Annotated in this window: 23 protein-coding genes, 1 tRNA gene and 1 pseudogene; 9 read left to right on the top strand and 16 right to left on the bottom strand. The window is 69.7% G+C overall.

Annotated features, from left to right (window positions below; genetic code table 11):
- Window positions 1–4: 4 nt before the first annotated feature.
- Window positions 5–1,066: a phosphotransferase family protein gene (locus D8896_RS13535; protein ID WP_121822638.1), complete on the bottom strand. Its 1,062-nt coding sequence runs from the start codon at window positions 1,064–1,066 to the stop codon at window positions 5–7.
- A gap of 125 nt (window positions 1,067–1,191) precedes the next feature.
- Here D8896_RS13535 and D8896_RS13530 point away from each other — a divergent pair, with 125 nt between their 5' ends.
- The 3 genes from D8896_RS13530 to D8896_RS13520 all read left to right on the top strand — a co-directional run bounded on the left by D8896_RS13530 (window position 1,192) and on the right by D8896_RS13520 (window position 3,424).
- Window positions 1,192–1,968 carry an SDR family NAD(P)-dependent oxidoreductase gene (locus tag D8896_RS13530; protein ID WP_121822637.1) on the top strand — a complete coding sequence of 259 codons (777 nt, stop codon included), beginning with the start codon at window positions 1,192–1,194 and terminating at the stop codon, window positions 1,966–1,968.
- Window positions 1,965–2,969 carry a TIGR04024 family LLM class F420-dependent oxidoreductase gene (locus tag D8896_RS13525; protein ID WP_121822636.1) on the top strand — a complete coding sequence of 335 codons (1,005 nt, stop codon included), beginning with the start codon at window positions 1,965–1,967 and terminating at the stop codon, window positions 2,967–2,969. The genes D8896_RS13530 and D8896_RS13525 overlap by 4 nt, the downstream gene beginning before the upstream one ends.
- A gap of 107 nt (window positions 2,970–3,076) precedes the next feature.
- On the top strand, window positions 3,077–3,424 hold the full coding sequence (locus D8896_RS13520) for a DUF952 domain-containing protein (RefSeq protein WP_121822635.1): 348 nt from the start codon (window positions 3,077–3,079) through the stop codon (window positions 3,422–3,424).
- A gap of 100 nt (window positions 3,425–3,524) precedes the next feature.
- On the opposite strand, the gene D8896_RS13515 is transcribed toward D8896_RS13520, so the two are convergent.
- Complete coding sequence (locus D8896_RS13515; RefSeq protein ID WP_121822634.1) at window positions 3,525–3,767, bottom strand: PRC-barrel domain containing protein; 243 nt, start codon at window positions 3,765–3,767, stop codon at window positions 3,525–3,527.
- A 254-nt stretch (window positions 3,768–4,021) separates the two neighbouring features.
- On the opposite strand from D8896_RS13515, the gene D8896_RS13510 reads away from it, so the two are divergent.
- Window positions 4,022–4,765: a TraB/GumN family protein gene (locus tag D8896_RS13510; protein ID WP_121822633.1), complete on the top strand. Its 744-nt coding sequence runs from the start codon at window positions 4,022–4,024 to the stop codon at window positions 4,763–4,765.
- A 105-nt stretch (window positions 4,766–4,870) separates the two neighbouring features.
- The gene (locus D8896_RS13505; protein WP_121822632.1) at window positions 4,871–5,845 is read left to right on the top strand and encodes a quinone oxidoreductase family protein; all 975 of its coding nucleotides are present in this window, start codon (window positions 4,871–4,873) and stop codon (window positions 5,843–5,845) included.
- A 3-nt stretch (window positions 5,846–5,848) separates the two neighbouring features.
- On the opposite strand, the gene D8896_RS13500 is transcribed toward D8896_RS13505, so the two are convergent.
- From D8896_RS13500 to D8896_RS13470, 7 genes are all read right to left on the bottom strand, one after another.
- Entirely contained in the window at window positions 5,849–6,538 is a 690-nt protein-coding gene (locus tag D8896_RS13500; protein ID WP_121822631.1) for a hypothetical protein, read from the bottom strand.
- 71 nt (window positions 6,539–6,609) lie between these two features.
- The gene (locus tag D8896_RS13495; protein ID WP_121822630.1) at window positions 6,610–7,296 is read right to left on the bottom strand and encodes a 6-hydroxymethylpterin diphosphokinase MptE-like protein; all 687 of its coding nucleotides are present in this window, start codon (window positions 7,294–7,296) and stop codon (window positions 6,610–6,612) included.
- A gap of 132 nt (window positions 7,297–7,428) precedes the next feature.
- On the bottom strand, window positions 7,429–8,568 hold the full coding sequence (gene folP, locus D8896_RS13490; RefSeq protein WP_121822629.1) for a dihydropteroate synthase: 1,140 nt from the start codon (window positions 8,566–8,568) through the stop codon (window positions 7,429–7,431).
- Window positions 8,569–8,670: 102 nt separating this feature from the next.
- Window positions 8,671–8,871 carry a hypothetical protein gene (locus D8896_RS13485; RefSeq protein WP_121822628.1) on the bottom strand — a complete coding sequence of 67 codons (201 nt, stop codon included), beginning with the start codon at window positions 8,869–8,871 and terminating at the stop codon, window positions 8,671–8,673.
- An 87-nt stretch (window positions 8,872–8,958) separates the two neighbouring features.
- Window positions 8,959–11,367, bottom strand: a complete 2,409-nt coding sequence (locus tag D8896_RS13480) for a DEAD/DEAH box helicase (protein ID WP_121822627.1) — start codon at window positions 11,365–11,367, stop codon at window positions 8,959–8,961.
- The gene (locus D8896_RS13475) at window positions 11,364–12,881 is read right to left on the bottom strand and encodes a ribonuclease H-like domain-containing protein (protein WP_121822626.1); all 1,518 of its coding nucleotides are present in this window, start codon (window positions 12,879–12,881) and stop codon (window positions 11,364–11,366) included. Before D8896_RS13475 ends, D8896_RS13480 begins: the two co-directional genes overlap by 4 nt.
- Window positions 12,882–12,934: 53 nt before the next feature.
- A complete protein-coding gene (locus tag D8896_RS13470; protein WP_162991561.1) occupies window positions 12,935–15,301 on the bottom strand; it encodes a DUF262 domain-containing protein in 2,367 nt (788 codons plus the stop codon).
- A 98-nt stretch (window positions 15,302–15,399) separates the two neighbouring features.
- On the opposite strand from D8896_RS13470, the gene D8896_RS13465 reads away from it, so the two are divergent.
- Together D8896_RS13465 and D8896_RS13460 are read left to right on the top strand one after the other, a co-directional pair.
- Window positions 15,400–15,873 (top strand): metal-dependent hydrolase, encoded by a 474-nt coding sequence (locus D8896_RS13465; protein ID WP_121822624.1) that lies wholly within the window; start codon window positions 15,400–15,402, stop codon window positions 15,871–15,873.
- A gap of 70 nt (window positions 15,874–15,943) precedes the next feature.
- Window positions 15,944–17,629, top strand: a complete 1,686-nt coding sequence (locus D8896_RS13460; protein ID WP_121822623.1) for a thiamine pyrophosphate-binding protein — start codon at window positions 15,944–15,946, stop codon at window positions 17,627–17,629.
- Window positions 17,630–17,666: 37 nt separating this feature from the next.
- Here D8896_RS13460 and D8896_RS13455 read toward each other — a convergent pair whose 3' ends face one another.
- The 5 genes and pseudogenes from D8896_RS13455 to D8896_RS13435 form a co-directional block, all read right to left on the bottom strand.
- Window positions 17,667–17,867 carry a hypothetical protein gene (locus D8896_RS13455; protein ID WP_121822622.1) on the bottom strand — a complete coding sequence of 67 codons (201 nt, stop codon included), beginning with the start codon at window positions 17,865–17,867 and terminating at the stop codon, window positions 17,667–17,669.
- Between the two features lie 142 nt (window positions 17,868–18,009).
- A pseudogene (locus D8896_RS13450) lies at window positions 18,010–18,111 on the bottom strand (helix-turn-helix domain-containing protein); the annotation flags it as partial.
- Window positions 18,112–18,123: 12 nt separating this feature from the next.
- Window positions 18,124–19,095 carry a bacterio-opsin activator domain-containing protein gene (locus D8896_RS13445; protein ID WP_162991560.1) on the bottom strand — a complete coding sequence of 324 codons (972 nt, stop codon included), beginning with the start codon at window positions 19,093–19,095 and terminating at the stop codon, window positions 18,124–18,126.
- A gap of 318 nt (window positions 19,096–19,413) precedes the next feature.
- Entirely contained in the window at window positions 19,414–20,907 is a 1,494-nt protein-coding gene (locus tag D8896_RS13440; protein WP_121822619.1) for an alpha/beta hydrolase, read from the bottom strand.
- Complete coding sequence (locus D8896_RS13435) at window positions 20,904–21,224, bottom strand: hypothetical protein (RefSeq protein WP_121822618.1); 321 nt, start codon at window positions 21,222–21,224, stop codon at window positions 20,904–20,906. Before D8896_RS13435 ends, D8896_RS13440 begins: the two co-directional genes overlap by 4 nt.
- 99 nt (window positions 21,225–21,323) lie before the next feature.
- Between D8896_RS13435 and D8896_RS13430 the strand changes: the two genes are divergently transcribed.
- Window positions 21,324–21,671 carry a helix-turn-helix domain-containing protein gene (locus tag D8896_RS13430; RefSeq protein WP_240452030.1) on the top strand — a complete coding sequence of 116 codons (348 nt, stop codon included), beginning with the start codon at window positions 21,324–21,326 and terminating at the stop codon, window positions 21,669–21,671.
- The gene (locus tag D8896_RS13425; protein WP_121822617.1) at window positions 21,664–21,969 is read left to right on the top strand and encodes a DUF7521 family protein; all 306 of its coding nucleotides are present in this window, start codon (window positions 21,664–21,666) and stop codon (window positions 21,967–21,969) included. The genes D8896_RS13430 and D8896_RS13425 overlap by 8 nt, the downstream gene beginning before the upstream one ends.
- A gap of 126 nt (window positions 21,970–22,095) precedes the next feature.
- On the opposite strand, the gene D8896_RS13420 is transcribed toward D8896_RS13425, so the two are convergent.
- Both D8896_RS13420 and D8896_RS13415 read right to left on the bottom strand, forming a co-directional pair.
- Window positions 22,096–22,170: transfer RNA gene (locus tag D8896_RS13420), tRNA-Val, on the bottom strand.
- Between the two features lie 43 nt (window positions 22,171–22,213).
- Complete coding sequence (locus D8896_RS13415; protein ID WP_121822616.1) at window positions 22,214–22,468, bottom strand: DUF7553 family protein; 255 nt, start codon at window positions 22,466–22,468, stop codon at window positions 22,214–22,216.
- Window positions 22,469–22,828: the final 360 nt, after the last annotated feature.

Genomic DNA, 22,828 nt, shown 5'->3' with positions numbered 1-22,828 from the left:
GGGATCAGAGCGGCTCCTCGCCGTCGATGATCCGCATCGCGCGCTCGCCCAGCGCCGGGACCGTCTCCTCCATCTTCGGATACAGGGGGTCGTCTGCGTCGTCCTGCAGGTAGCGCGCGAAAAACATCTCGCCCAGCGCGGCGAGCTTGTACACCGCCAGCGCGCGGTAGAAGCGGTCGTTCTCGTACTCGATGCCGGTCTTCGCCTCGTAGCGGTCGACGAGTTCCCGCCGGGTGGGGTACCCCTCCGCCTCCATGACGCGGGTCACCATGTTCGACGCGGGCGGTTCGGGGTCTTTCGGGTCGCGCCAGACCGACAGCATCCAGCCGAGGTCGGTCAGCGGGTCGCCCAGCGTGCTCATCTCCCAGTCGAACACGCCGACGAGTTCAGGGTCCTCGCTCGGCCCGTACATCACGTTGTCGAGCTTGTAGTCGCCGTGGACGAGCGTGTGGGGGTGGTCTTCGGGCGCGTTGTCGGTGAGCCACTCCATCACGTCGTACAGCACCGGTACCTCGCGCTCGTCGGCCGTCTTCGAGAACGCCCAGGTGAGCTGTTCGGACCAGCGCCGCACCTGCCGCTCGGCGAAGCCCTCGGGGTGGCCGAACTCGCCGAGGCCGACCGCCTCGTAGTCGACGCCGTGGATCGCCGCCAGCCCGTCGACCAGTTCCTCGCCGAGCCGTCGCCGCCGGTCGGGGTCGGCGAAGCGCTCCGGCTCCGCGTCGCGGATCACGTCGCCCTCGACACGCTCCATCAGGTAGAACTCGTCGCCGATCACGCTCTCGTCGTCGCAGGCCAGCACCGTGGTCGGAACCGGCACCGGCCCGTCCTGCAGCGCGTCGACGACGCGGTACTCGCGGAGCACGTCGTGGGCCTTGTCCGCCGTCTCGCCCGGCGGGGGCCGCCGGACCACCAGGTCGCGGTCGCCCCACTGGAGAAACAGCGTCTCGTTGGAGTGGCCCTCGCGGTGGCGCTGTACGTCGAACCCGTCGGCCGGGCCGAGTTCGGATTCGAGGTAGGTCCGGAGCGCGTCCTCGTCGACGAGGCGCTCGTAGTAGTCGTCCGCCATGTGCCACCGCAGGGCAGGGACGACGAATAAACTTCCGGCGCGATGTCGGTTTCTCCCGACCGCACAACTTTATGGGCGTTGACTGTGTATAAATTCGTGACAATGACACGCACGGAGGGGTCCGCGTGACGGTCGAACAGTTCCGCGTCGACGGCGAGACCGCGGTGGTAACGGGCGCGTCGAGCGGTATCGGCAAGCGGATCGCCGAGCGGTTCGCGGACGACGGCGTCGACGTGGTCGTCTGCTCCCGCGACATCGACAACGTCGAACCGGTCGCCGACGGGATCGCGGACAGCGAGCGCCCGGGTGACGCGCTCGCCGTCGAGTGCGACGTGACCGAGCGCGACGCCGTCGAGGCGCTGGTCGAGGCCACGGTCGAGGAGTTCGGCGGGCTGGACGTGCTCGTGAACAACGCCGGCGCGAGCTTCATGGCGAACTTCGACGACATCTCCCCGAACGGCTGGGGCACCATCGTCGACATCAACCTGACGGGCACGTACCACTGCACGCAGGTCGCCGGCGAGCACCTGAAGGACGGCGGCGGGAGCGTCGTCAACCTCGCCAGCGTCGCCGGCGAGCAGGGCGCGCCGTACATGAGCCACTACGCCGCGGCCAAGGCCGGCGTGATCAACCTCACGACGACGCTAGCCCACGAGTGGGCGGGCGACGGCGTCCGCGTCAACTGCATCTCGCCCGGCTTCGTCGCCACGCCCGGCGTCGAGAGCCAGATGGGCGTCAGCGCCGACGAGATAGAGCGCGACGAGGTCGAGCGACGCATCGGCACCAGCGAGGAGATCGCCGACGTGGCGCAGTTCCTCGCCAGCCCCGCCGCGTCCTACGTGGTCGGGCAGACGATCACCCCGGCAGGGCTTCCGGACATCATGGAGAACCCCGACGTATGACCGACCGCACCGTCCACCTGCCCGTCGCGGCGCAGCCGAGCGTCGACACGCTCGTCGACCTCTCGCAGCAGGCGGAGGACCTCGGATATGAGCGCGCCTGGCTCCCGGAGACGTGGGGCCGCGACGCCGTCACCAGCCTGACCAGCATCGCCCACGGCACCGACGAGATCGGTATCGGCCCGAGCATCCTCAACGTCTACGCGCGGTCGCCGGCGCTGATGGGCCAGACCGCCGCAACGCTTCAGGAGGTGTCGGACGGCCGCCTCCGCCTCGGCATCGGCCCGAGCGGTCCCGCCGTCATCGAGGGCTGGCACGGCGTCGACTTCGAGCGCCCGCTCCGCCGGACCCGCGAGTACGTCGACATCATCAAGCGCGTCCTCGCCGGGGAGGAGCTGAACTACGACGGCGACATCTTCAACCTCGCCGGCTTCCGCCTGCGCTCCGAACCGCCCGACCCCGCGCCGCCGGTCGACGCCGCCGGGATGGGACCGAAGGCGGTCGAGCTCTGCGGGCGCTTCGCCGACGGCTGGCACGCCACCGTGTTCACGCCCGACGGCATGCGCGACCGGCTGGACAACCTGCGCCGCGGCGCGGAACTCGGCGACCGCGACCCCGACGACGTGCGCGTCACGCTGTCGCTGACCTGCTGTGCGCTGGAGGACGGCGAGCGCGCCCGCGAACTCGGCCTCCAGCACAGCGCCTTCTACATCGGCGGGATGGGCACCTACTACCGCGACTCGCTGGCCCGGCAGGGCCACGAGGAGGTGGCTAACGAGGTGGCCGCGGCGTGGGCGAGCGGCGACCGCGAGCGCGCCAACGAACTGCTGGACGACGAACTCATCGACGACCTCGCCGCGGTGGGCACGCCCGAGCGAGCGCGCGAGCAGTTCGAGAAGTTCGCGTCGATTGACGGCGTCGACGCCGTCGCCGTCGGGTTCCCGCGCGGCGCGACGGTCGACGAGGCGCGCGAGACGCTGGAGGCGCTCGCGCCCGAGCAGTAGCTCACGGGCCGCCGGTAGTAGCCTATTCAATTCCTTCACCTGTCTCCGGGGCGAAATATACGTTACATACAGCAACAATATTTGTCAGGAGCCGATTTTCTCACGAGATGGCATACATCGTCCATACACTTTCCCGAGCAGACTGGCAATCGTTTCAGGAGACTGGGGAACATCGTCCGGACTCACTTGCCACAGAAGGGTTCGTTCACTGTTCGAAACCGGGACAGATAGTCATCGTTGCCGACATCAACCACGCTACCGACGATGATATGATGCTTCTCGTCCTGGACGAATCCAAGCTCGACTCACCAGTTCGATACGAATCGGGAGACGACGGGAGCAGCGCATTTCCACACGTCTACGGCCCCCTATCGTTGGATTCAGTCGTTGACTCGTTCCAGTTCAAACAGGACGAAACCGGCTATCGCCTCCCCGACGAACTACTCCGGTACTGACAGTTCCGGAATTAACAACGGTCGATTCGCCCACTCACTTACCGATCTCTCTCCCCCGTTTCACATCCAAATATAATAAAAACCGCGCTAGCGACGACTGCTACAGGTCGCGCTTCAGTCGAACCTCATCGTCGGTGACAGCGTCGACGTTCGCCTCCTGCAGCGGGTACGTGTCGTCGTCCATGTCGCCCCAGCCGAGTTTGGACATGATCCTGTCGGTCATCCCCGGGTCGGGGTCGACGTGTGCCGTGCCGGCCCGGACGTCCTTCACGATGCCCACCTTGTCGCCGTCGGCGTTGACCACGTGCTTCCCCTCGTCGTCGTCTGTGATGTTGGATCGCATTCCGACCGGAACCGCGACGGGGGATTCAATAAGCGACGGCAGTCGTTCCGTCCGTTCCAGCCCGTAAGCCGGGCTTGCCAACCGTCATCGGTCGGATGCCGACCGCGTTCCGTCCGGCGGCGACGGGTAACGAGGGCTTTCGCCAGCACGCGGACCGACGAACTCCGGCGGTTCACACGACCGACCTGTCGAAATCCCGATCGTCCGGCGGAAAGCAACGGTTATCCGTCCGCGGTCGTAGGCGTCCGTAGCGAATGGCTCCCGCCCGCGACGACCCCCGCCTCCACGACGAGTACGTGCGAACCGTCACCGCCGACGAGTCGGCTGTCGGCGACGGATCGGCCGCCCCCGGCGACGTGACGCTCGTCGGCGTCGTCCACGACCACCCCGCCAGCGTCCACCGCGTCCGGGCGCTGATCGACGCCCGCGACCCCGCGACCGTCGCGCTGGAACTCTCGCCGCTCGCGCTCCCGCTGTTCGAGGCGTACGCCGACGCGGCGGACGGGGGCCCGCCGTCTCGCGGCGGCGAGATGAGTGCAGCCATCCGGGCGGCCGACTGCGACGTGACCGGCATCGACGCGCCCAGCGCCGCCTTTGTCCACCGGCTCGCTGCCCGGATCCGCGACGAGCGCCCGTCGCCCCGCACCGTCGCCCGGGTCCTCCGCGGCGTCGCGAGCGTCACCCGGCACGCGCTCGTCTGTCGGGCCGGCGCGGCCGTCGCCCGGCTGACTGGGCGCACTGTCGAACTGGACCGGCCGGTCGACCACGACTGCACCGCGAACGACCCGCCCGAGACCCAGGCGGCGGACGAACGGCGGCAGGCGTCTCGAAGCCTCTCGCTCACCCGGGCGTTCGAGACGCCCGAGCCGGTCCACCTGCGGGACGCCACGCGCGAGGCGTGCATGGCCGCGAAGCTGGAGGACCTGCGAAGACAGGGCGACGTGCTCGCCGTCGTCGGCATCGACCATCTGGACGGCGTCGCCGCGGAACTGGCCTGAAAGCGGACACGATGAAACGCGCTCCGGCGTGCCCGGCGTGGAACGGAGCCGCGGTTTCCCCCCGTTCACGGAGCTTTATCCGCCGCTCGTCCGTACGACGGTACCATGCAGGCCATCGAGGTTCAGGAGTTCGGCACGAGCGAGACGATGAGTGTCGTCGACCGGGAGACGCCCGAGCCCGGTGAGGGCGAGGTCCGGGTCGCCGTCGAGGCCGCCGGGATCAACTTCGCCGACGTGATGCAGCGCCGCGGCCACTACGAGGGCGGTCCCGAACCGCCGTACGTCCCGGGGATGGAGGCCGCCGGCACGGTCGACGCCGTCGGCGAAGGCGTCGGGCTGGACGTGGGCGACCGCGTCGTCGCGATGACGAACGGGAACGCGTACGCCGAGTACGTCACCGCCGACACGGCCTCGCTGTTCCCGATCCCCGACGGGATGTCGTTCGAGGAGGCCGCCGGGTTCCCCGTCCAGTTCCTCACCGCCCACGGCTGCCTGTTCGGGTGGGGCGACCTGAAAGAGGACGAGCGCGTGCTGATCCACGCCGCCGCGGGCGGCGTCGGCACCGCCGCGGTCCAGCTCGCATCCCGGGCCGGCGCGGAGGTGTTCGGCACCGCGAGCACGCGGGAGAAGCTTGACCTGGCCAGCGACCTCGGCTGCGACCATCCCATCAACTACGTCGAGGACGACTTCGTCGAACGCGTCGACGAGATCACCGACGGCGAGGGCGTCGACATCGTGCTCGACGGCGTCGGCGGCGAGACGTTCTCGGAGAGCCTCGACGCTATCCCGCAGTTCGGCCGGATCGTCGCCTACGGCGCGGCCAGCGGCCGGCCCGGCGAGGTCGACACCGGAACGCTCCTCTTCGGCAACAAGAGCGTCATCGGCTACCACCTCGGGCGCGCGATGCGGACCGACCCCAACCGCGTGCTGCAGGCCGTGCCCGACCTCCAGCAGGGACTGCAGTCGGGTGAACTCGAAGTGATCGTCGGCGAATCGTTCCCGCTGGCCGACGCCGCCGAGGCCCACGAGTTCATCGAGAACCGCGGGTCGACCGGGAAGGTCGTGCTGAAACCCGCGTAATCCTCAGTCCCGGTCGGCGATCACGGCACCGAAGACGCCGCCGAGCGCGCTCACTGCGACCGCGTAGAGCGCGCTCACGAACGCCGCGACGGCGAGTACCGCCGCGACCGGCGCGGCCGAACCGGTCGCGGTCGCCGCGATCGGAAATGCGACCAGTACCACGGCCGGAGCCGCGACGCCGAGACCCGCAAGGAGACCGAGCCGGAGGCCGTCCGCCCGGTCCCCGTCGCGGTAGTACCCGAGGACGCCGCCGACGGCCGCCGGGCCGAGCGGGACCGACCCCGTGACTCCGGACGCCGCCGCACCGACGGCGAAGGCGGTCAGGTCGTCGACCGGCGGCGATGGCTCGCCGGTCCGTCGCCGCAGGCGGGTCCGGTAGTGCGGAAACGCCGCCCCGAGCACGAGCAACAGCACGCCCGCGGCCGCCGTTCCGACTCCGGCCCACGTCGTCAGTTGGGTGACCACGTCGACGAGAACCGCCTCGTCCACGACCGTCGGCTGGACCTCGATTTCCGCGACGATCTCCCGGCTCCGTGCCGGCGACGCGAACTGATAGAGGGAGACGCCGACGACGGCGAGCAACAGCCCCTGCAGGACGAGCAGGACCGAGACGACCCAGTCGAGCGTCCTGTCCGGCGAACTACCCGTCCCGCTCTCGCGGGGTTCGGACGGGTCGGTAGCTGTGGAGGGCATTCGTGCGTCGGTCTCGTCAGCGACTACACATAAACCCGGTGGAACCCCGTCCGCGGCGTCCGCGCGGCGGATTACGCGCCCGGCACGGGTTCGATACCGCCGCGCCGGCCGTCCAGCACCGCGAACCGCTCGTCGCGGCGGCGTTCGAGCCACCGGAGCAGCCGTTCGGCCCAGTCCAGTTTTCGGGCCTTCAGGTCGTCCACCGCGGGGTCGTCGAACGACCACCCCGGGAACCGGAGTTCGGCGGCCCCGAAGTGGTCCGCGAGGAAGGCGGCGCGGTCGCCGTCCGTGAACCCGCCGAAATTCCGGACCGGGCCGACGGGTTCGGCCTGCGTCGTCGGCAGGAGGAACTCGTCGGCGAACCGCGGGACGGCCGAGCGAACCGCCGGGACGTTGTCGCCGTGCGCGTGGACCGCGACCGGGACGCCACGCTCCGAGAGCGCGACGGCGGTGTCGACGTTCTTGTCGAGATCCGTCGTCATCAGGTCCACCTCGACGCCCGCCTCCGCGAGCACGTCCGCCGCCGTCGACGCGGCGACCACCACGTCGGCCTCGCGGGCCGCGGCAAGTTCGTCCCCGAGCGAGGGGCCGGCTCCGGCGATGGCGACGGTCGCCCCCGCGAACGGCGGCAGGCGGGCCTCGTCGAACGGCTCCGCGAGGTCCGCGAGCAGGTCGCGGGCGCGCTCGTCGGCCGTCCGGTCGAAGCCGAAGTCGGCGAGGATCGCCTCGTAGACGGGGTTCCACTCGTCGAAGTTCATAGCTGTCGCTGGGGAGATAGCGTCGTCAGGATCCCGTAGTTTCGTGAGCCGGAGTGGCGTCCGTGTACCCCTACCCGGATGCCCTTCCGGCTACCACGCGGGCTTTCACAGCCATCCGGCATAAGTTTTCTCTTAGCTGAGAGCGTCCCGAATGCGCCGTTCGGTCGCCCGGAAATCCGGGGCACGCTCGGCGACGGCGGCGGTGACGCCCGCGATTTCGGCGGGCGTCCCGGCCAGCAGCGCGCCATCGCGACCGTCGACGAACGTCGCGTCCCGGTCCGCGGCGGCCGTCGACAGCGCCGCCGCCGTCTCGTCGGCCAGCCCGTCGAGTTCGAACACCCGCACCGTACAGTCGGTGGCGGCGTCCGGGTCGACGCCGAGTCGCTCCAGGTGTCGCCGCGCCTCGCCGACGGTCGTCACGTCGAGTTCCTCGACGGTCACGTCGTCGCCGTCGCGGAGTCGGTCCCGCGCGAACTCCTTCCCGATGAGCGCGGCGTCGCGCGTCTCGGCCACGTCGTGCGTCCGGACGACGTGCGCGCCGCGCTCGACGGCCATCGAGGTGGCGGCGAGGCTGACGGGGAGCGCCTCCTCGGTCGACCGGCCGGCGACCTCCTTCAGGAAGTTCTTGCGGTTGATCGAGACGAGGAGCGGGCGGTCCAGCCCGCGGAACTCGCGCAGGCGGCGGAAGGTCTCGCGGTCGTGTTCGAGGGTCTTGTCCTCGCTCCACCCGCCGAATGCCGGGTCGATGATCGTCTTGTCGGTGAGGCCGTTGCGCGTCAGCGCGTCGTAGATGTCGTCGACCTCCTCGACCGCGCCGGGGCGTTCGAGGTCCGGGGGGCTGGCCATCTTGGCGACAGCGACGTCGTGCTCCCGACAGACCGCGGGCATCTCGGGGTCCGCGAAGCCGCAGATGTCGTTGACCATATCGAACCCCCGCGAGAGCGCCGCGTCGGCCACCTCGGCGTAGCGCGTCTCGATGGAAAAGACGGCGTCGCCGCTCGTCTGCTCCATCGCCGCGACGGCGGTGTCGAGCCGGTCGAGCTCCTCCTCGGCGGAGAGCACCTCGAACCGCTTGTTCGCCGACTCCAGCCCCACGTCGACGATGTCCGCGCCCTCGCCGATCAGCGCCTCGTCGACGTACGCCGCCGCCTCGGCGGGGTCGTCGTACACCGAGGGGTCGTACGGCGACTCCTCGCTGACGTTCAGCACGCCCATGATCCGCGGCGGATGGTCGTCGCCGATCCCGAGGCCGGCGGCGTCGACGTTCTGCATACCAGTCCCGGAGGACCACGGAACCAAAAGGGACACGCTACGGGCGAACAGCGGCGCTCGCCCGCGCTCGATCCGATCGCGACGGCGACGCTCCCGTCCCGCTCAGCGACCGACCGCCCAGAGCGTGCTCAGCAGCGACTTCCCGGCGAAGAAACCGACGAGCGCGCCGAAGCAGGCACCCTCTGCTCCGGCGACGCCGGCCCCCAGCACGAGTCCGGCGACGCCGAGTGCGTACCCCGGATTCCCGGCCGCGGCCCGGACCAGTCCCGCCAGCGGTCGCCCGGAGCCGTTCGCTCGTGACACAGGCAACTCGATGGGGCCGCGCCACTGGCGGGTTTCGCCGAACGTGTTCGCACGGGGGCGGCGGTCGGCGCGAGCGCCGCACGGGGCTCAGTCCAGTCGCTCCAGCACGGCGTCGAGTATCTCGACCGTCGCGGGCGCGTGGAGCGGTTCGTTCCCGTTGCCACACTGCACGTCCATCAGGCAGGCCGGGCAGCCGTTGACGCCGCCGCAGTCGCAGTCGGCGATGCGCTCGCGGGTCCGCTCCATGACGGCCCCGGCGTGCTCGTAGATCCCCTTCGCGAAGCCGATGCCGCCCTCGACGGTGTCGTGGATGAACCACGTCGGCACGCCCGTCTCGGGGTGGCGGTTGACGCTCAGGCCGCCCATGTCGCCCTTGTCCAGCCGGAGTTCGAGGGGCGCGAGCTTGATCATCGCGTGCTCGGCTCCGTGGAGGCCGCCGAGGAACGTCCACTCCTTCGTGCCGAGCGACGCCGCGCCGGACGGCTCCGCCAGCTGCTCGTCGGGCACCGCGTCGACGACGCGCTCGAACAGGTTCCGGGGCGTCTCGACCCACATGAGCTGGGTCCGCAGGTCGACCGGCGGGAGGCCGGTCGGCTCGGGCGGCCCCTTCGGCTTCCCGGTGGACACGTCGATCCGCTCGTAGTGGCTGTAGTGGACGGACACGGTTCCGGTGCCGAAACAGAGGCGGTAGCCGCCGCCCAGGTCGCGGACGCGCTCGCGCTCGATCTCCGAGACGCTCTTCTCGGACTGGGTCCGCGTGTACTCGTTCGTCCGGACCTCGCGGACCGTGACGTGGGGGCGCGGGGCGGCCTCGACCAGCTCCGTTACCTCGTACTGAACGCCGTCGTGGAGCGCGAGCGCGCCGGGGTGGAAGTCACGGTAGGCGCGCTGGCGGTCGATCGGCTCCATGTCGATCTCGCCGTTCTCGCAGCGCAACTCGAACGTCTCGCCCGAGGCGGCGTACATCGAGATGTCGGCCTGCGGCCGCGGCGGGCCGTCGTACTGGACGCCGTGGTCGAGGTGGCCGACGAACCGCCCGGCGTCTTTCCACATCTCGACGGCGCGCTCCAGCCGGTCCGCGCCGCCGAACCAGCGGGCGTCGTCGCGGTCGAGCGGGAGTTCCGCGGCGGCACACAGCAGGTGGCGGGCGTACACGGCGTCGTTGTCGAGGTCGACGACCGCGTCCTCCATGGCCTCGCCGAGCAGGTAGTCGGGGTTGTCCAGCACGTACTGGTCGATGGCGTCGGCCCGCGCGACCAGCACGCCGAGCGCGTCGGCCGTCCCGCGGCCCGCCCGCCCGATCTGCTGGAAGAACGACTGGCGCGTCCCGGGGTAGCCCGCGGTCACGGCGGCGTCGACCGACCCCACGTCGATGCCGAGTTCGAGCGCGGTCGTCGAGACGACGCCGTCCAGATCACCTGACTTGAGTCGGTGTTCCGTGCCGCGGCGGCTCTCCTTCCCGTGGCCCGCGTGGTACGGCTCGACCGAGAGGTAGCCGTCGGACGGATGTTCGCCGGCCGCGCGCTCCGCGGCCTTCGCCGCCAGTTCGACGCCCTGCCGGGAGCGGGCGAAGGTGAGCGTCTGGACGCCGTTGAGGCCGAGGTGCGCGAGCACGCCGGCGGCCTCGTCGTTGGCGCTGCGCTTCGCGCCGAGGAACTCGTCGATGTCGAACTCGTCGAGGGCGTCGTCCTCGAACGGCGGGTCCCAGAGGACGATCCGCCGGCGGCCGTGCGGGCTGCCGTCGTCGTCGACGGCGACGAACGGCGCGCCGGTCAGGGCCTCGGCGTGCTCGACGGGGTTGCCGATGGTCGCTGTCGTGCAGACGATCCGTGGGTCGCTCCCGTAGTAGTCGAGGACGCGCCGGAGGCGGCGGAGCGTCCAGGCGACGTGCATCCCGTGGACGCCGGTGTAGCTGTGGGACTCGTCGACCGCAAGCAGGCGGCAGTTCGCAAAGGCGTCGCGCCACTTCCGGTGGTGGTTGAGATACACGTTGACCCCCGCGAAGTTCGAGACGACCACGTCCGCGTTCTCCCGGATCGCCCGGCGGCGGTTCCGCGGCGTGTCGCCGTCGTACACCGCCACGGTGACATCCATCCCCAGATCGTCGTACAGGTCGTTCAGCGCGCGCTCCTGGTCGCGGGACAGCGCCTTCGTGGGGTAGCAAAACAGCGCGCGGGCGTCCGGGTCGCGGCGCTTCAGCAGCGCGAAGTAGAGGGCGTACACGTACGTCTTGCCGGAGGCCGTCGACGTGGCGACAGCGACGTTCTCGCCGTCGAGCAGGCGCGCTATCGCCGCGGCCTGGTGCGTGTACAGGTCGTGGCCGAGCGCGTCGGCCAGTTCCGCGCCGAGCACGGACTCCGCGTCGACGTACTCGGCGTCGGCGGCGGGCTGGGTCGCGACGTGTTCGATCTGGTCCTCGTAGCCGGGGAACCGCTCGCGGAGGTGGTCGGGCGATAGCACGTCCGCGCGCTCGCTCCACCCCTCGGCGTCGCTCATCGGAACTCACCCAGCGTGCCCTGCGTGGTGTTCGCCTCGCTCGTCGCCGTCCCGCCGGCCTCGCGCCCGTCCGTCTCGCGTCGCTCCCCACCGCCCCCGCCCTCGCTCCCGGCCGCGTCGAGCGCGTCGTACACGTGGGCGAGCGCCCGCACGTCGTCCTCGCAGTAGCGCTCGTGGCGCTCCCACTCCGGTTCGGCCTCGGGCGTGCGCTCGCGCATCCACCGCCGGTAGGCGCGACCGACCGCCGCGCCGGTGAGGCCGGCGTCGTCGCCGTCCCACCCCAGCGCGGCGGCCACGCCGCCGAGTTTGTCCGTCCGCCCCGGCAGAATTGCGTTGTCGTCGCGGACAGCCCAGTGGTACGGGTCGAACGTGTACGCCGACTCCCAGTCGTCGAGCAGGTCGGGACAGTGGCGCTCGACCTGCTCGGCGATGGCGGGGAAGTCGAAGGAGAGGCCGTTGTACGCGACGACCGGCCGGCCGGCGGCGTTCGCGGCGTACCACGAGACGAACGCCTCGACCGCCCGGCCGGGGTCGTCCGGGTCGCGGTTCAGGAAGGAGAGGTACCGCTCCTCGCCCGCGCGGTCAAGCACGCCGATCAGCCAGACGACCGTCGGCGTCAGTCCGTCCGTCTCGATGTCGACGAACACGGGCTCCCGGTCCGGGAAGTACTCGTCGCCCTCTCGGACGACCTCGCCCGCCGCCATCGCCCGAGCGCCGTCGTGAATCGTCCCGGCGGTGTCGCGCCCGACCCCCGCGGCCTCGCGCAGGTCGGCGACCGTCGCGTCGGCCACGTCCGCCGGCGTCCGATAGCCCGCCTCGCGGAGCCGCTCGGCGCGGACCTCGCCGACCTCGGGGAGCGCGCGCATGCCGAGGCGGTCCGTCCCGATACCGGTCGAGCAGACGGTCCCGTCGGCGTGGAGCACGAGCGTCGGTACCTCGTCCCCGCCGCGCTCGCCGCCCGGCGCGTCGTCGCCGTCGGGGTCCGCGCCGGCGACGGTCAGCCCGTCCCACTCGCGGTGGTAGCCGACCGGCGCGGCCGTCGAGACGTGCGTGTACGAGCCGTCGAGGTCGGCGGGCGAGAGCGCGTCGCGGTACGCCTCGCGCCCCTCCAGCGTCGCTTCGAGGTCGGTCAGCTGGACCGTCACGTCGAGGCGATCGGTGAGGACGTACGTCTCCGTCGTCGCGTCGAAGCGGTCCTCGCGCTCCAGCGCGCCGACGGCGGCGAGGTCGTCGTCCGCCGACGCCGCGACGAGGTCGACGCCGCAGACGCTGCGGTGAGCCGGGCCGTCGGCAGCGTCGTCCGAACCGCGCTCGGTGCCGCCGCCCGGAACCAGCGCCGGGCCGTACTCGTCGAGCAGGTCGGGGGCCACGGCGCGGAGCCGGACGAGCGCGCCCGGCGACGTGAGACAGAGGGCGTCCGGGTCGGCGTAGTCGAGCGCGTCGCGGAGCCGCGGGGCGTCGAGCCGCTCGACGAGTTCGGACGAGAGGACCGTCACGCGGGGCGGGGGTGACATTCGCGTCGATCGGTGGGGACGGAGGGGTAAAAAACGCCCGTCGGCGGCGGTCGCTACTCGATGACCGACTGGTAGTTCGCCTCTATCAGTCCGAGGCGGCGGTCCGACTCGCGTTTCACCTTCGCCTCGATGTCGTAGGGTTCGAACTCCTCGTCGAGGATCCCGTCGAACCGCACGGACCCGAGCACGAGTTCGAGGAGCGTCGTCTTCCGGTCAGTGAGCCGACGATGAGTCCAGAAGTCGTCGAGCGAATGTGGCGGGTCCTCACTACGCAGTCGGTCGATTTCCGTCTCGGTGAGCTCGCCGCCGTCGGTCGTGAAGTACTCGTTGACCCGGATCGACTCGAAGTCCGTCGTGTCGTAGTACGCGAGCACCTTCTCCGAAAACGGCTTGTTGCCGATCCTGACGTTGTCCTCGGATTCGAGCAACACCATGTTGGCGATGTCGTCGACGAAGTAGCCGGCGATCGACTCGATGCGCTCGTCGCGGTTCTCGGCCGTTTCGTCCTCGATCAACGTCTCGACGATGTCGGCGACGACCGTGTCGTCACGCCCTATCTCGAAGAAGTTCCGCAGCCAGTCGTACTCGTCCCCGTCCGGCGCGTCGTCGCGGATCGGCGTCTGCGGGAGGACGTGTTCGAGGTGGATGTTGTCGACGTTCAGCCGGCTTTCGACGGCCCCCTCGGACGCGTAAAACGCCTCCGAGGTGATCTTCCAGAGGAGCGTCCGGGCGTACGTGCTGCTCCAGTCGTAGTTCTCGTTGACCGTGTCGATGAACGACTCGAAGAACAGCTGCTGTGCCCGGTCCTTGATCCCGTCGACGATCTCCTCGAACAGCTCCCGGTCGAAGGGACGGTTCCGGAACGACTGGCAGGCTGCGATGTACACGGGGTCCTGCTTGCTCGGGTAGACGTTGGTCAGCGAGACGCGGAAGCTCACGTTCTCGACGACCTCCAGCAGGTCGACGAAGAACCGCTCGCGTGACTCCGTCGCGTTCTCCATCACCTCGCCGTACACGAGCAACACGAGCGGTCGCCACTGCTCGTACCCCAGCTTGTTCAACCGGGTGATGATTTCGTTGGCCCGGTCCTCCCGAACGTCGTCACGCAGTTCGATCCGGCGGTCCGGGTCGATGATACGATGGTAGTAGTCGGAGTACGTCTCCACGTCGTCGAGGAACTCCCGCGTCGCCTCCTTCGAATCCAGCAGCGGGCTGATCGTCCGATTGCCGCCGTTGCTCTGCTCGAACGCTTCGAGGAAGTTCTTCGTGACATCGGTCTTGGAACTGATCGCGTCCTCGCGGGCGGCGACGTAGTCGACGAGGAAGTCCTCCACGTCCCCGTAGTCGTTGTCCAGCGTCTCGATCATCGCCTCGAACTTCCGGATGTCGTCGGCCGCACCCTCCTCGCCGTTCTCGCGGAGGCGACTCACGATCCGTGCCCTGACGATGTCGACCTTCTTCAGGTTCATCCCCCGGTCGTTGAGGATCTGGAACACGTTCATCATCAGCGAGGACCGGTTGGACGTGATCTCGAAGTACCCGACGATAAAGGAGTTGAGCACGTAGTTGACGACGTTCGTCAGCGCCCGTACGCGCTGGTCATCGGTGTCGAACGTGTCGTCGAGCGCGTTCGTCAGTCGGTCGTAGAAGTAGCGGTACGCACGGAGGATCCGGTCGTTCGCGTTGTCGAAATGCCTGTTGTCGTCGTCGTACTCCTCGTACCGCTCGGGCGGAACGTTCAGCAGTTCGGCGTAGTCGTGGATCCGGATCGCGTGCCGCCGCCGGTTGCCGTGGACGCTCTCGCGGTCGAGGATGAACGCCATCCGGGACGCCTCGTCGCCGACAAGCGCCTCGTAGAACTCGCGGTTGTGTTCGTTCAGGTTCAGCGCCGGTCGCTGTCGACCGGGAATGCTCGACGGCAGGTAGAGAATGTTCTCGACCGTCGAGCGGAGCGCGTCGGCCATCCGCCGACACTCGCTGCTCTCCGGGCTTCGGTCGTCGAGCGCGTCCACGACGACCTTGAAGAAGATAGAGAGGGTGGTGAGCCGCTGCTGGCCGTCGATGACCTCAACCACGTCCGTGTTGCCCCCTTCGGAGGTCCCGCGCTCGGCGAAGAACATCGACCCGAAGAACACGTCAGGCGTCTGCTCGCCGTTCGTCGACAGCGACGCGTCGAACAGCTTCTCTATCTCGGCCCAGAGGTCCGCCCACTGCGGTTCCTCCCACTCGTAGTTGCGCTGGTACTCGGGGATCTGGAACTCGTACTCGTCGATGAACTTCGCCAGCTTGTACTGGGCGATCTCGATCTCGTCCTGGGCGAGGAGGTCGATCACCGACCCGTAGTAGATCAGGTCCTCGTCGTAGTTCTCCTCGTCGTAGTCGATGAGGCGGTTGCCGATGTCGTAGGCGTCCTCGGGCATGAGGGCGTTGTTGTCCCCAACGTGATATAAACCCATCCGCAGCCAGTGCCCCGCGCCGACCGTCGGAGCTTTTACCTCCGGGACCGGATCCTGGACCGGTGACGCTCTTCCACAGCCTCCCGGGCGGCCACACCGCCTTCCTCGTCGTCGCCCTCCTCACCCACGCGTTCGTGGGCTACGCGCTCGGCGCGGGCCTGTTCGACGCACCCCGGGCGGGGCTGGTCGGGGGCGTGCTCGCCGACGCGGACCTGCTCCTGCCCGCAGCGTGGGGGTTCCCGCTCGTCCACCGGGGGATCACCCACACCCTGCTCGCGCTGGCGGTCGTCACCGCACTCGTGGCAGCGGTCGGCGGTCGGCGGCCCGCGGCCGGCCTCGGCGTCGGCTACGCCTCGCAGCTGGCCATCGACGCGACGACGCCGATGGGCGTGCCGCTCCTGTACCCCCTCACCGACGAGTTCTACGGCGTCGTCCTCGGCGGCCACTCCGCGCCGGTAACCTTCGCCCTGTGGGCGGCCTGTCTCGGCCTGCTGTGGCGGGCAGAGCGCCTGCACCCGACCGCACTGCGGTCCTGACCGCGGCGGCCGTCGCCGTCCCGCGCCGGCCGGGACAGCGCATTTGTGGGTCGCCCCCGAGACGTGTGGCATGGGAACGACACGCACCGGCGCGGAGCTGTTCGTCGAGGCGCTGGAGCGGTACGGCGTCGAGCGCGTCTTCGGCAACCCCGGCACGACGGAGCTGCCGCTCGTCTCGGCGCTCGGCGGGAGCGACCTTGAGTACGTGCTCGGCCTGCACGAGGACGTTGCCGTCGGGATGGCCGGCGGGTACGCCAGCACCCGGCGCTACCACGCTCACGACGACCCGAGCGTGCTGCCGGTCGGCGTCGCCAACCTCCACATCGCGCCCGGCGTCGCCCACGGCCTCGGCAACCTCTACGCCGCCCGGATGGCCGGCGCGCCGCTGGTCGTCACCGCCGGCAACCACAGCACCGACTTCCGCCACGAGGAGCCGATCCTCTCCGGCGACCTGGTCGACCTCGCGGAGAACTTCACGAAGTGGAGTGCGGAGGTACTGGACGTTTCGGCGCTCCCGACGATGCTCCGCCGGGCATTCCGCGTCGCGCTCACGCCGCCGACCGGCCCCGTCTTCCTCGCGCTCCCCCTGGACGTGACGACCGCCGAGACCGACGCTGATCCGGAACCGCTCGGGCCGATCCCGAACGCGGGCCGGGGCGACCCCGCGCAGGTCGACCGGGCGGCGGAACTGCTCGCAGCCGCCGACGCGCCGGCGATGGTCGTCGGCGACGGCGTCGCCCGGTCGGAGGGCGGCGTCGACGCCGCGGTCGAACTCGCCGAGGCCGCGGGGCTTCGCGTGTTCGGCGAGATCCTCGCCTCGGAGGTCGACTTCCCGACCGAGCACGAGCAGTGGGTCACCTTCGTCCCGCCGGACGAGGGGATGGCGGCGACGCTCATGGAGACCGACACGCTCCTCTTTGCGGGCTGTTCGACCAACACGACGCTGACCCGTCACGAGCGCCCGCTGGTCGATCCGGACACGACCTGCATCCACGTCAGCGACGACGCGTGGCAGGTCGGGAAGAACCAGCCGGCCGACGCCGCGGTGCTCGGCGACCCCGGCCTCGCCCTGTCCGATGTGGCGGACGCCGTTCGGGACCGCCTCGACGGGACGGTCCGCGAGAACCGCGTCGAGCAGGTCCGGGCGCTCCGGGAGTCCATGGCCGGGACGGTCCGGGCGATGGGCGAGGACGACGCCCCGGACGACCCGCGTCCGTCGAAGGCCGAACTCGTCGACGAACTGCTCGCGGCCGCGCCCGACGCCTACGTCGTCGACGAGGGCGTCACCGCGAAATACCCCCTGCTGACGCGCTGGCCGCTGGAGGAGGGCGGACTGATCTCGAACAAAGGCGGCGGGCTGGGCTACGGCCTGCCCGCCGCCGTCGGCGCGGCGGTCGCCGAAAGCGAGCGGGCGGAGCCGCGGGACGTGGTCGGCTTCGTCGGGGACGGCTCCTACCTCTACTATCCGCAGGCGATCTACTCCGCGGCGCGCCACGGCGTCGACCTGACCGTCGTCGTCCCGGACAACCGCAACTACCGCATCCTGAAGGACAATGCGGCCGACCTGCTCGGCGACGACGCTGCCGAGTCGCTCGTCGGCGTCGACTTCGACCCCGCTGTCGACCTCGTGGCCAATGCCGAGAGCCACGGCGCAGCCGCCACGCAGGTAAAAACGCCAGAGAACATCGTGCCCGCCGTCGCGGACGCGCTGGCCGAGGACGGCCCCTCCGTCGTGGACGTGCTGGTGCACGACTGACGCCCCCCGCGGCGCTGGCTCGTCACCGGTGGCCGCTTCAGTCGAGCAGGCCGATGTCCTCCGCGACCCGGTCCGCGAGGTGTTCCCTGATCGCCGGGTCGACCTCGGCCACCGCCTCGCCGTCGTGAAGCTGGTCGTTGTGGCGAGCGACCGACTCGGACACGTCGTCGAGCGGCACCTGCGTCCGCGTGTCGCACTTGGGACAGATTACCGGCACGTCGGGCTGGTCGTCGGACATTCGTTGCGAAAGGGTGGCCGGCCGGCGGATAAATGCTTTCCGAGGTCGCCGCTACTCGCTACCGTCCTCGGCTCGCTCGTCCGCGGTCCCGGGTTCGTCCAGCAGTTCCGCCGCCTGCACCGGGTCTGCCGACGAACTTCGTCTAGCCGTAGAGGCTCCCGAACAGCTTCTGCTGGGCCGTCCGGAGATGCTGGAGGAACGTGGAGTGGGCGATGCCGAGCGACTCGGCCACCTCGGTCGCCGAACTCTGCCGCGGCTACTCGAAGTAGCCGTGATGAAACGCCGCCTCCAGCGACGTTGCCTGCTTCTCGGTGAGCGCGTGCGTGTCGACCCGGATTCGCGCCGTCTCCTCCCGTTCTGCTTCGACACAGGACAGCATCGTCGCCGACCCGTACCGCTCTTCCAGCACGTCCACGAAGGAGCGCCGGTCGCGTTTCGCGGGGAGTTCGGCCTCCAGCACCGCGCTCGTCGCCGTGACCGAGGCCGAGCGCACCACGGCACCCAGCGACGCGAGGTCGACCTCCGGGACGGCCCCCGACACCGTGACCTGGAATCGGGGGGTGTCGTCCCCACCGATGTCCGTGACCGCCGTCCGAAACGCCTCCACCGGGATCCCGTCGAGGCGGAGGTACTGGAGCAGTTCGCCGTCGCCGGTGGGCATCGTCCCCTGTACGGTCACCGCGGCGTCGGCGGCCCCGGGCGCTGCCTCGCTCACGACGTCCAGCAGGTAGTACCCGTCGCCGCTCACCTGAAGCGTCGCCTCGTGAACGCGGTCCGACGAGAGCGCCCGGCCGGCTTCGAGGCTGTGGATCGCGAACGCGACCGTGTCCGCGAGGTCGGTCAACAGCTGTCGCTCGGCCCCGTCGTACCGGTTGGGTTCCTCGTGGTACACCGCCAGCACGCCGAACGGGATGCCGTCGTGAAGCAACGGGAGCGCCGCCCCGGAGCGGTACCCGTGCTCGATCGCCGCGTCGCGCCACGGCGTCTCGAACAGGTCGCGGAAGTCCTGAACGAACTTCGGCTCCCCTATCCGGACCGCCCAGACGCTCGGCTCGCTTTCGGTCCCGTCCGTCTCGGTACAGAACTCCCGGTTCTCGACGTAGTCGGTGTCGGTCCCCTCAACGACGCGTGGCAGCAGCCGCGAGTCGCCTCGTTCGCTCCCCCGGCGACGGTGACCTGCATCGCCGGCTCGCGCTCCTCGATATCGTCGGCCAGAACCGTCGCCCACTCCTCGTTGTCGTCGACCAGCAGCACCTCGATCGGCTCGTCGGGTTCGGGGTCGTGTCGCCGCCGTGGGACGGCCATCTCGTTCATGGCTGTCCCGCTCCCGTCCCGACGCTGCGGGCGGCACCACGTACGTGGTCACTGCTAGCAGTTCTGACGGGGAACATACCGGCCCCATTCTGCCGAGAGTTTGAAAACGATTACGGCCAGCGATCGGCTCAAACCGCGGGCAGTCGTCGAGTCACGGACGCGGGCCGTGGCGGTTCGCCCGCGCCGAGTCGGCCGCCCGGTGTCTCCCCGTCCTGACGGATCGCCGCCCGCCTCACCCCGTCCCAGTGACGCCGCGGACCCACGTCGCCAGGTCGGCCACGAGCGCCTCGGCAACGTGGTTCGGCCGATAGTACTCGCTCGGGTTCGGCGTCCCCTCCCCCGGCATGAACAGGTGGTTGAGGTCCGGGTAGCGCTCGAACGTGACGTTCGCCCGCGTCAGCGCGTCCCGCCACCGCCGGAAGTCCTCCTCGACGGTGACCTGGTAGTCGCGGCCGCCCTGTGCGATGAACAGCGGACGGGAGAGAGAGGCCGCCGTCTCGACCTGGTCGTACGACTCCAGGCTCTCCCAGTAGCCCGGCGGCGCGTTGAGGACGAGTTCGCCCTCCGCGACTTCGCCCGCGCGGATCCGTTCGACGGCGTCACGGACGGCGTCGATCCGCTCGCGCTCCAGGTCGCTGACGGAGCCGTCGAGGGTCGCCAGATACTCGTACTGCTGGATCTGGAGGTCGAGCAGCGAACGCGCCGGCGGCGCGAGCATACCGCCGCCGGCGAGTTGCTCCGACCGCGCAACGATCCGCGGGGCGAGCATCGCGCCGAGGCTGTGACCGACGACGCAGGTGTCGCCGGGGCGGACGCGCTCCGCCTCCCGAAGCCGGGCCAGCGCCGTGAGCGCGTCGTCGGTCACCTCGGCATCTATCGTCACCGTCGCCGGGTCGACCCGGCAGGCCGCGGTCCGCTTCTCGTACCGGAGCACGGCCACGCCCCGGCTCGCCACCCCCCACGCGAGGTCCTTCAGCGGCTTGTTCGGGCCGATGGTCCCGTCGCGGTCGCTCGGCCCGGAGCCGTGGACCAGCACGACGCCCGGCACCTGCCCCTCGCCGGCCGGCATCGTGAGCGTCCCGGGGAGCGAACACGAGTCGGTCGCCGACAGGGACACCTCGGTCTCGGCGAACGCGTCGCGGTCCGCGTACGCCGGCGGCGACCACGACCCGCCCGTGTCCGGCGACCCGGCGACCCGGAAGCCGATCACGGCCCCCTCGTCGTCGAACACGAGGTTGAGGACCTGCCGGGCGTTCCGGAACTGTACCGTCACGCTGATCAGGTCCCGCCCCTCGACCGTCCCGTGTTCCGTCGTGGCGATCCGAACGAACCGCCCGGCAGCCCGTTCGAGCGAGGTCCAGACCGTTTCGAGCTGGTCGGTCGACACCTGCTCCCGGGCGCTCGGAGCAAAGGCGCTCCGGGCCGCCCCGTAGTCGCCGCTCGCGAGGTCGGTCACGAAGCGACGGGCCGTCGTCTCCAGCCCGGCAACGGTCGCTTCGGGGGTGGTGGTTCCCGTTGTCGGCTGCGTCGTCCCGGTTCCCGGCCGCGCCGTCGGCGACGCCGACGTACCGTCGCTCGTCGTCAGGAGCGTCGTGGTTTCGTTCGACCCATCGGTCGTCGTGGTCGTCGCATCGTCGCCAGACCCGCCACAGCCGGCGAGAGTGACGAGTCCGCCGGCACCGGCGAGCCTGAGCACCGTCCGTCTGCTGAGGCCGTTCGCGGTCATCCGTTGGACGGTGCGTAGGTGTTCAGTCTGTAGATCGTCCGGACCACCTCGGCCACGATCACGACCTCGACGACCAGCGCGAGGTACGTCGGCAGGTCGACGTACGAGGCGACGACGCCGAACACGGACACGCCGATACCGACGCGCAACACCATGTTCCCGACCATGTTCGCGACCACGTTCTCCGGAACGTCCGTGCTGTCGTCGTACCCCGCCACCAGGAACGTCCAGTTTCGGAACCGGATGAGCGCGCCCAGCGCGGTGACGAACGCTCCAGCCACGAGCCATTCGACGGCGATCGATTCGGGGACCGACATACGAGACGGTTCGCCCGGCGGGCCGATAAACATCCCCGTGCGGTCTCACGCGCTGAGACGTGCCCCGATTTTATATTCCCCTCGCCACGAATCGGTAGCGTGGCGCAGTCGAACCGACTGGACACCGTCGCGCGGCTCCTCGAAGACGACTGCACGCAGACGATCCTCAAACGGACTCACGACCAACCCATGACGGCAGCGGAACTGACGGAGACGTGTTCGGCGTCCCGGGCGACGGTGTTCCGTCGGCTGGACGACCTCACCGACCAGGACCTGCTCGAAAAGCGAACGGAACTCGACGCCGACGGCCAGCAGCGAACGGTGTATGCCGCGACGCTCGACAAGGTCGTTGTGAACCTCACGGACGACGGCCTCGAAGTCACCGTGACGACGCGACAGCGTGCCGCCGACCGCTTTACCGACTTCGTGGAGGGACTGTATGACTGAACTCACCTCGCTCCAGCTCCTGTTTCTCGTCTCGGACTACGTCGTCGTCGCGCTCGCGCTCGGCATCGCCTACGTCGCCTACACCGGGGCCAGACGGAACGACAGCCGCCCGATGCTGTTCATCGCGGCCGGGTTCGTCCTGACGTTCGGCGTCCCCGGCGGTATCTTCCTGCTCGGGCAGGTCCTTCCGATCTCCACCGCTGTCGTCGGGATCATCACCCAGACCGGCGAGGTGGCCGGAATGCTGTCGATCCTGTACGGCTTCGTGGCTCCTGCCCGGTCGTCGGGGATGGAGTAAACGAGTGGGTCGGGGCGGCGTCGAACCGGAGCCAGACGTGCTCACTCCGTTGCGCGCGACTGGCAGGGTTCGATCCGCCCAACGCTTCGCGTTGCTCCTCACGTCCGTTCGTCGCAAAACGCGAAATGGGTTGGGGCGGAGTCGAACCGCCGACCTGCTCCGTGTGAAGGAGCCGTCATAACCGGGCTAGACCACCAACCCGCACGAGAACGTACCGCCGTCGCCGTAAAAAGGGTTCCGAAAGTCAGTCTTCCCGGTAGCGGCGAAGCCGCTCGCGTGCGTCCGCGACGGCCTCCTTGGCCTCGCCCTCGGCGCGCTGTTCGATCTCTTCCAGGTCCTCGCGGACCCTGTCGAGGCGGCTCGGCTCCGGCTCCTCCTCGCGGCCGGTCAGTTCGCGGAACCGTTCCTCGACGGGTTCGAGTTCCTCGCTGACGCCTTTCTTGGCCTGTTCGCCCGCTCGCTTGATGTAGTACCGAGCGTCTTCGAAGTGCTTGTTCATACATGACAGTACGCCGGGAGAGAATATATCCTTTGTGGGAGGACAGAATTGGTCGTCGATAGGTCAGTCGGCCCGAGGCGTGTTTTTAGGTCAGCCGAAACCGAAGCGTTTTTGAATTTCTTAGGCGAACCTAAAACCGCGGGGGCGCTGATGGCGCGCGGACGTTCGGGGTCATGCCGTCTCACCGCCGTCCCGCCGACTCTGTAAGGGTACTGACCGTGGGCATCCACGGTCGAGCGCGGCCGGTCGTGGCACAGTCCCGCCAGACCACCACGACGGCGCGCCGACCGTGCCGCGTCGGTGCCGGCAACTCCTCTTCGGAGGTTCCCGGTTGCACAACCTCTTTAGCCGTGGCCGGGC

Source organism: Halostella salina, from assembly GCF_003675855.1.
GTDB classification, from domain to species: Archaea; Halobacteriota; Halobacteria; order Halobacteriales; family Natronoarchaeaceae; genus Halostella; species Halostella salina.
This window is presented reverse-complemented; position numbering and strand designations above follow the sequence as displayed.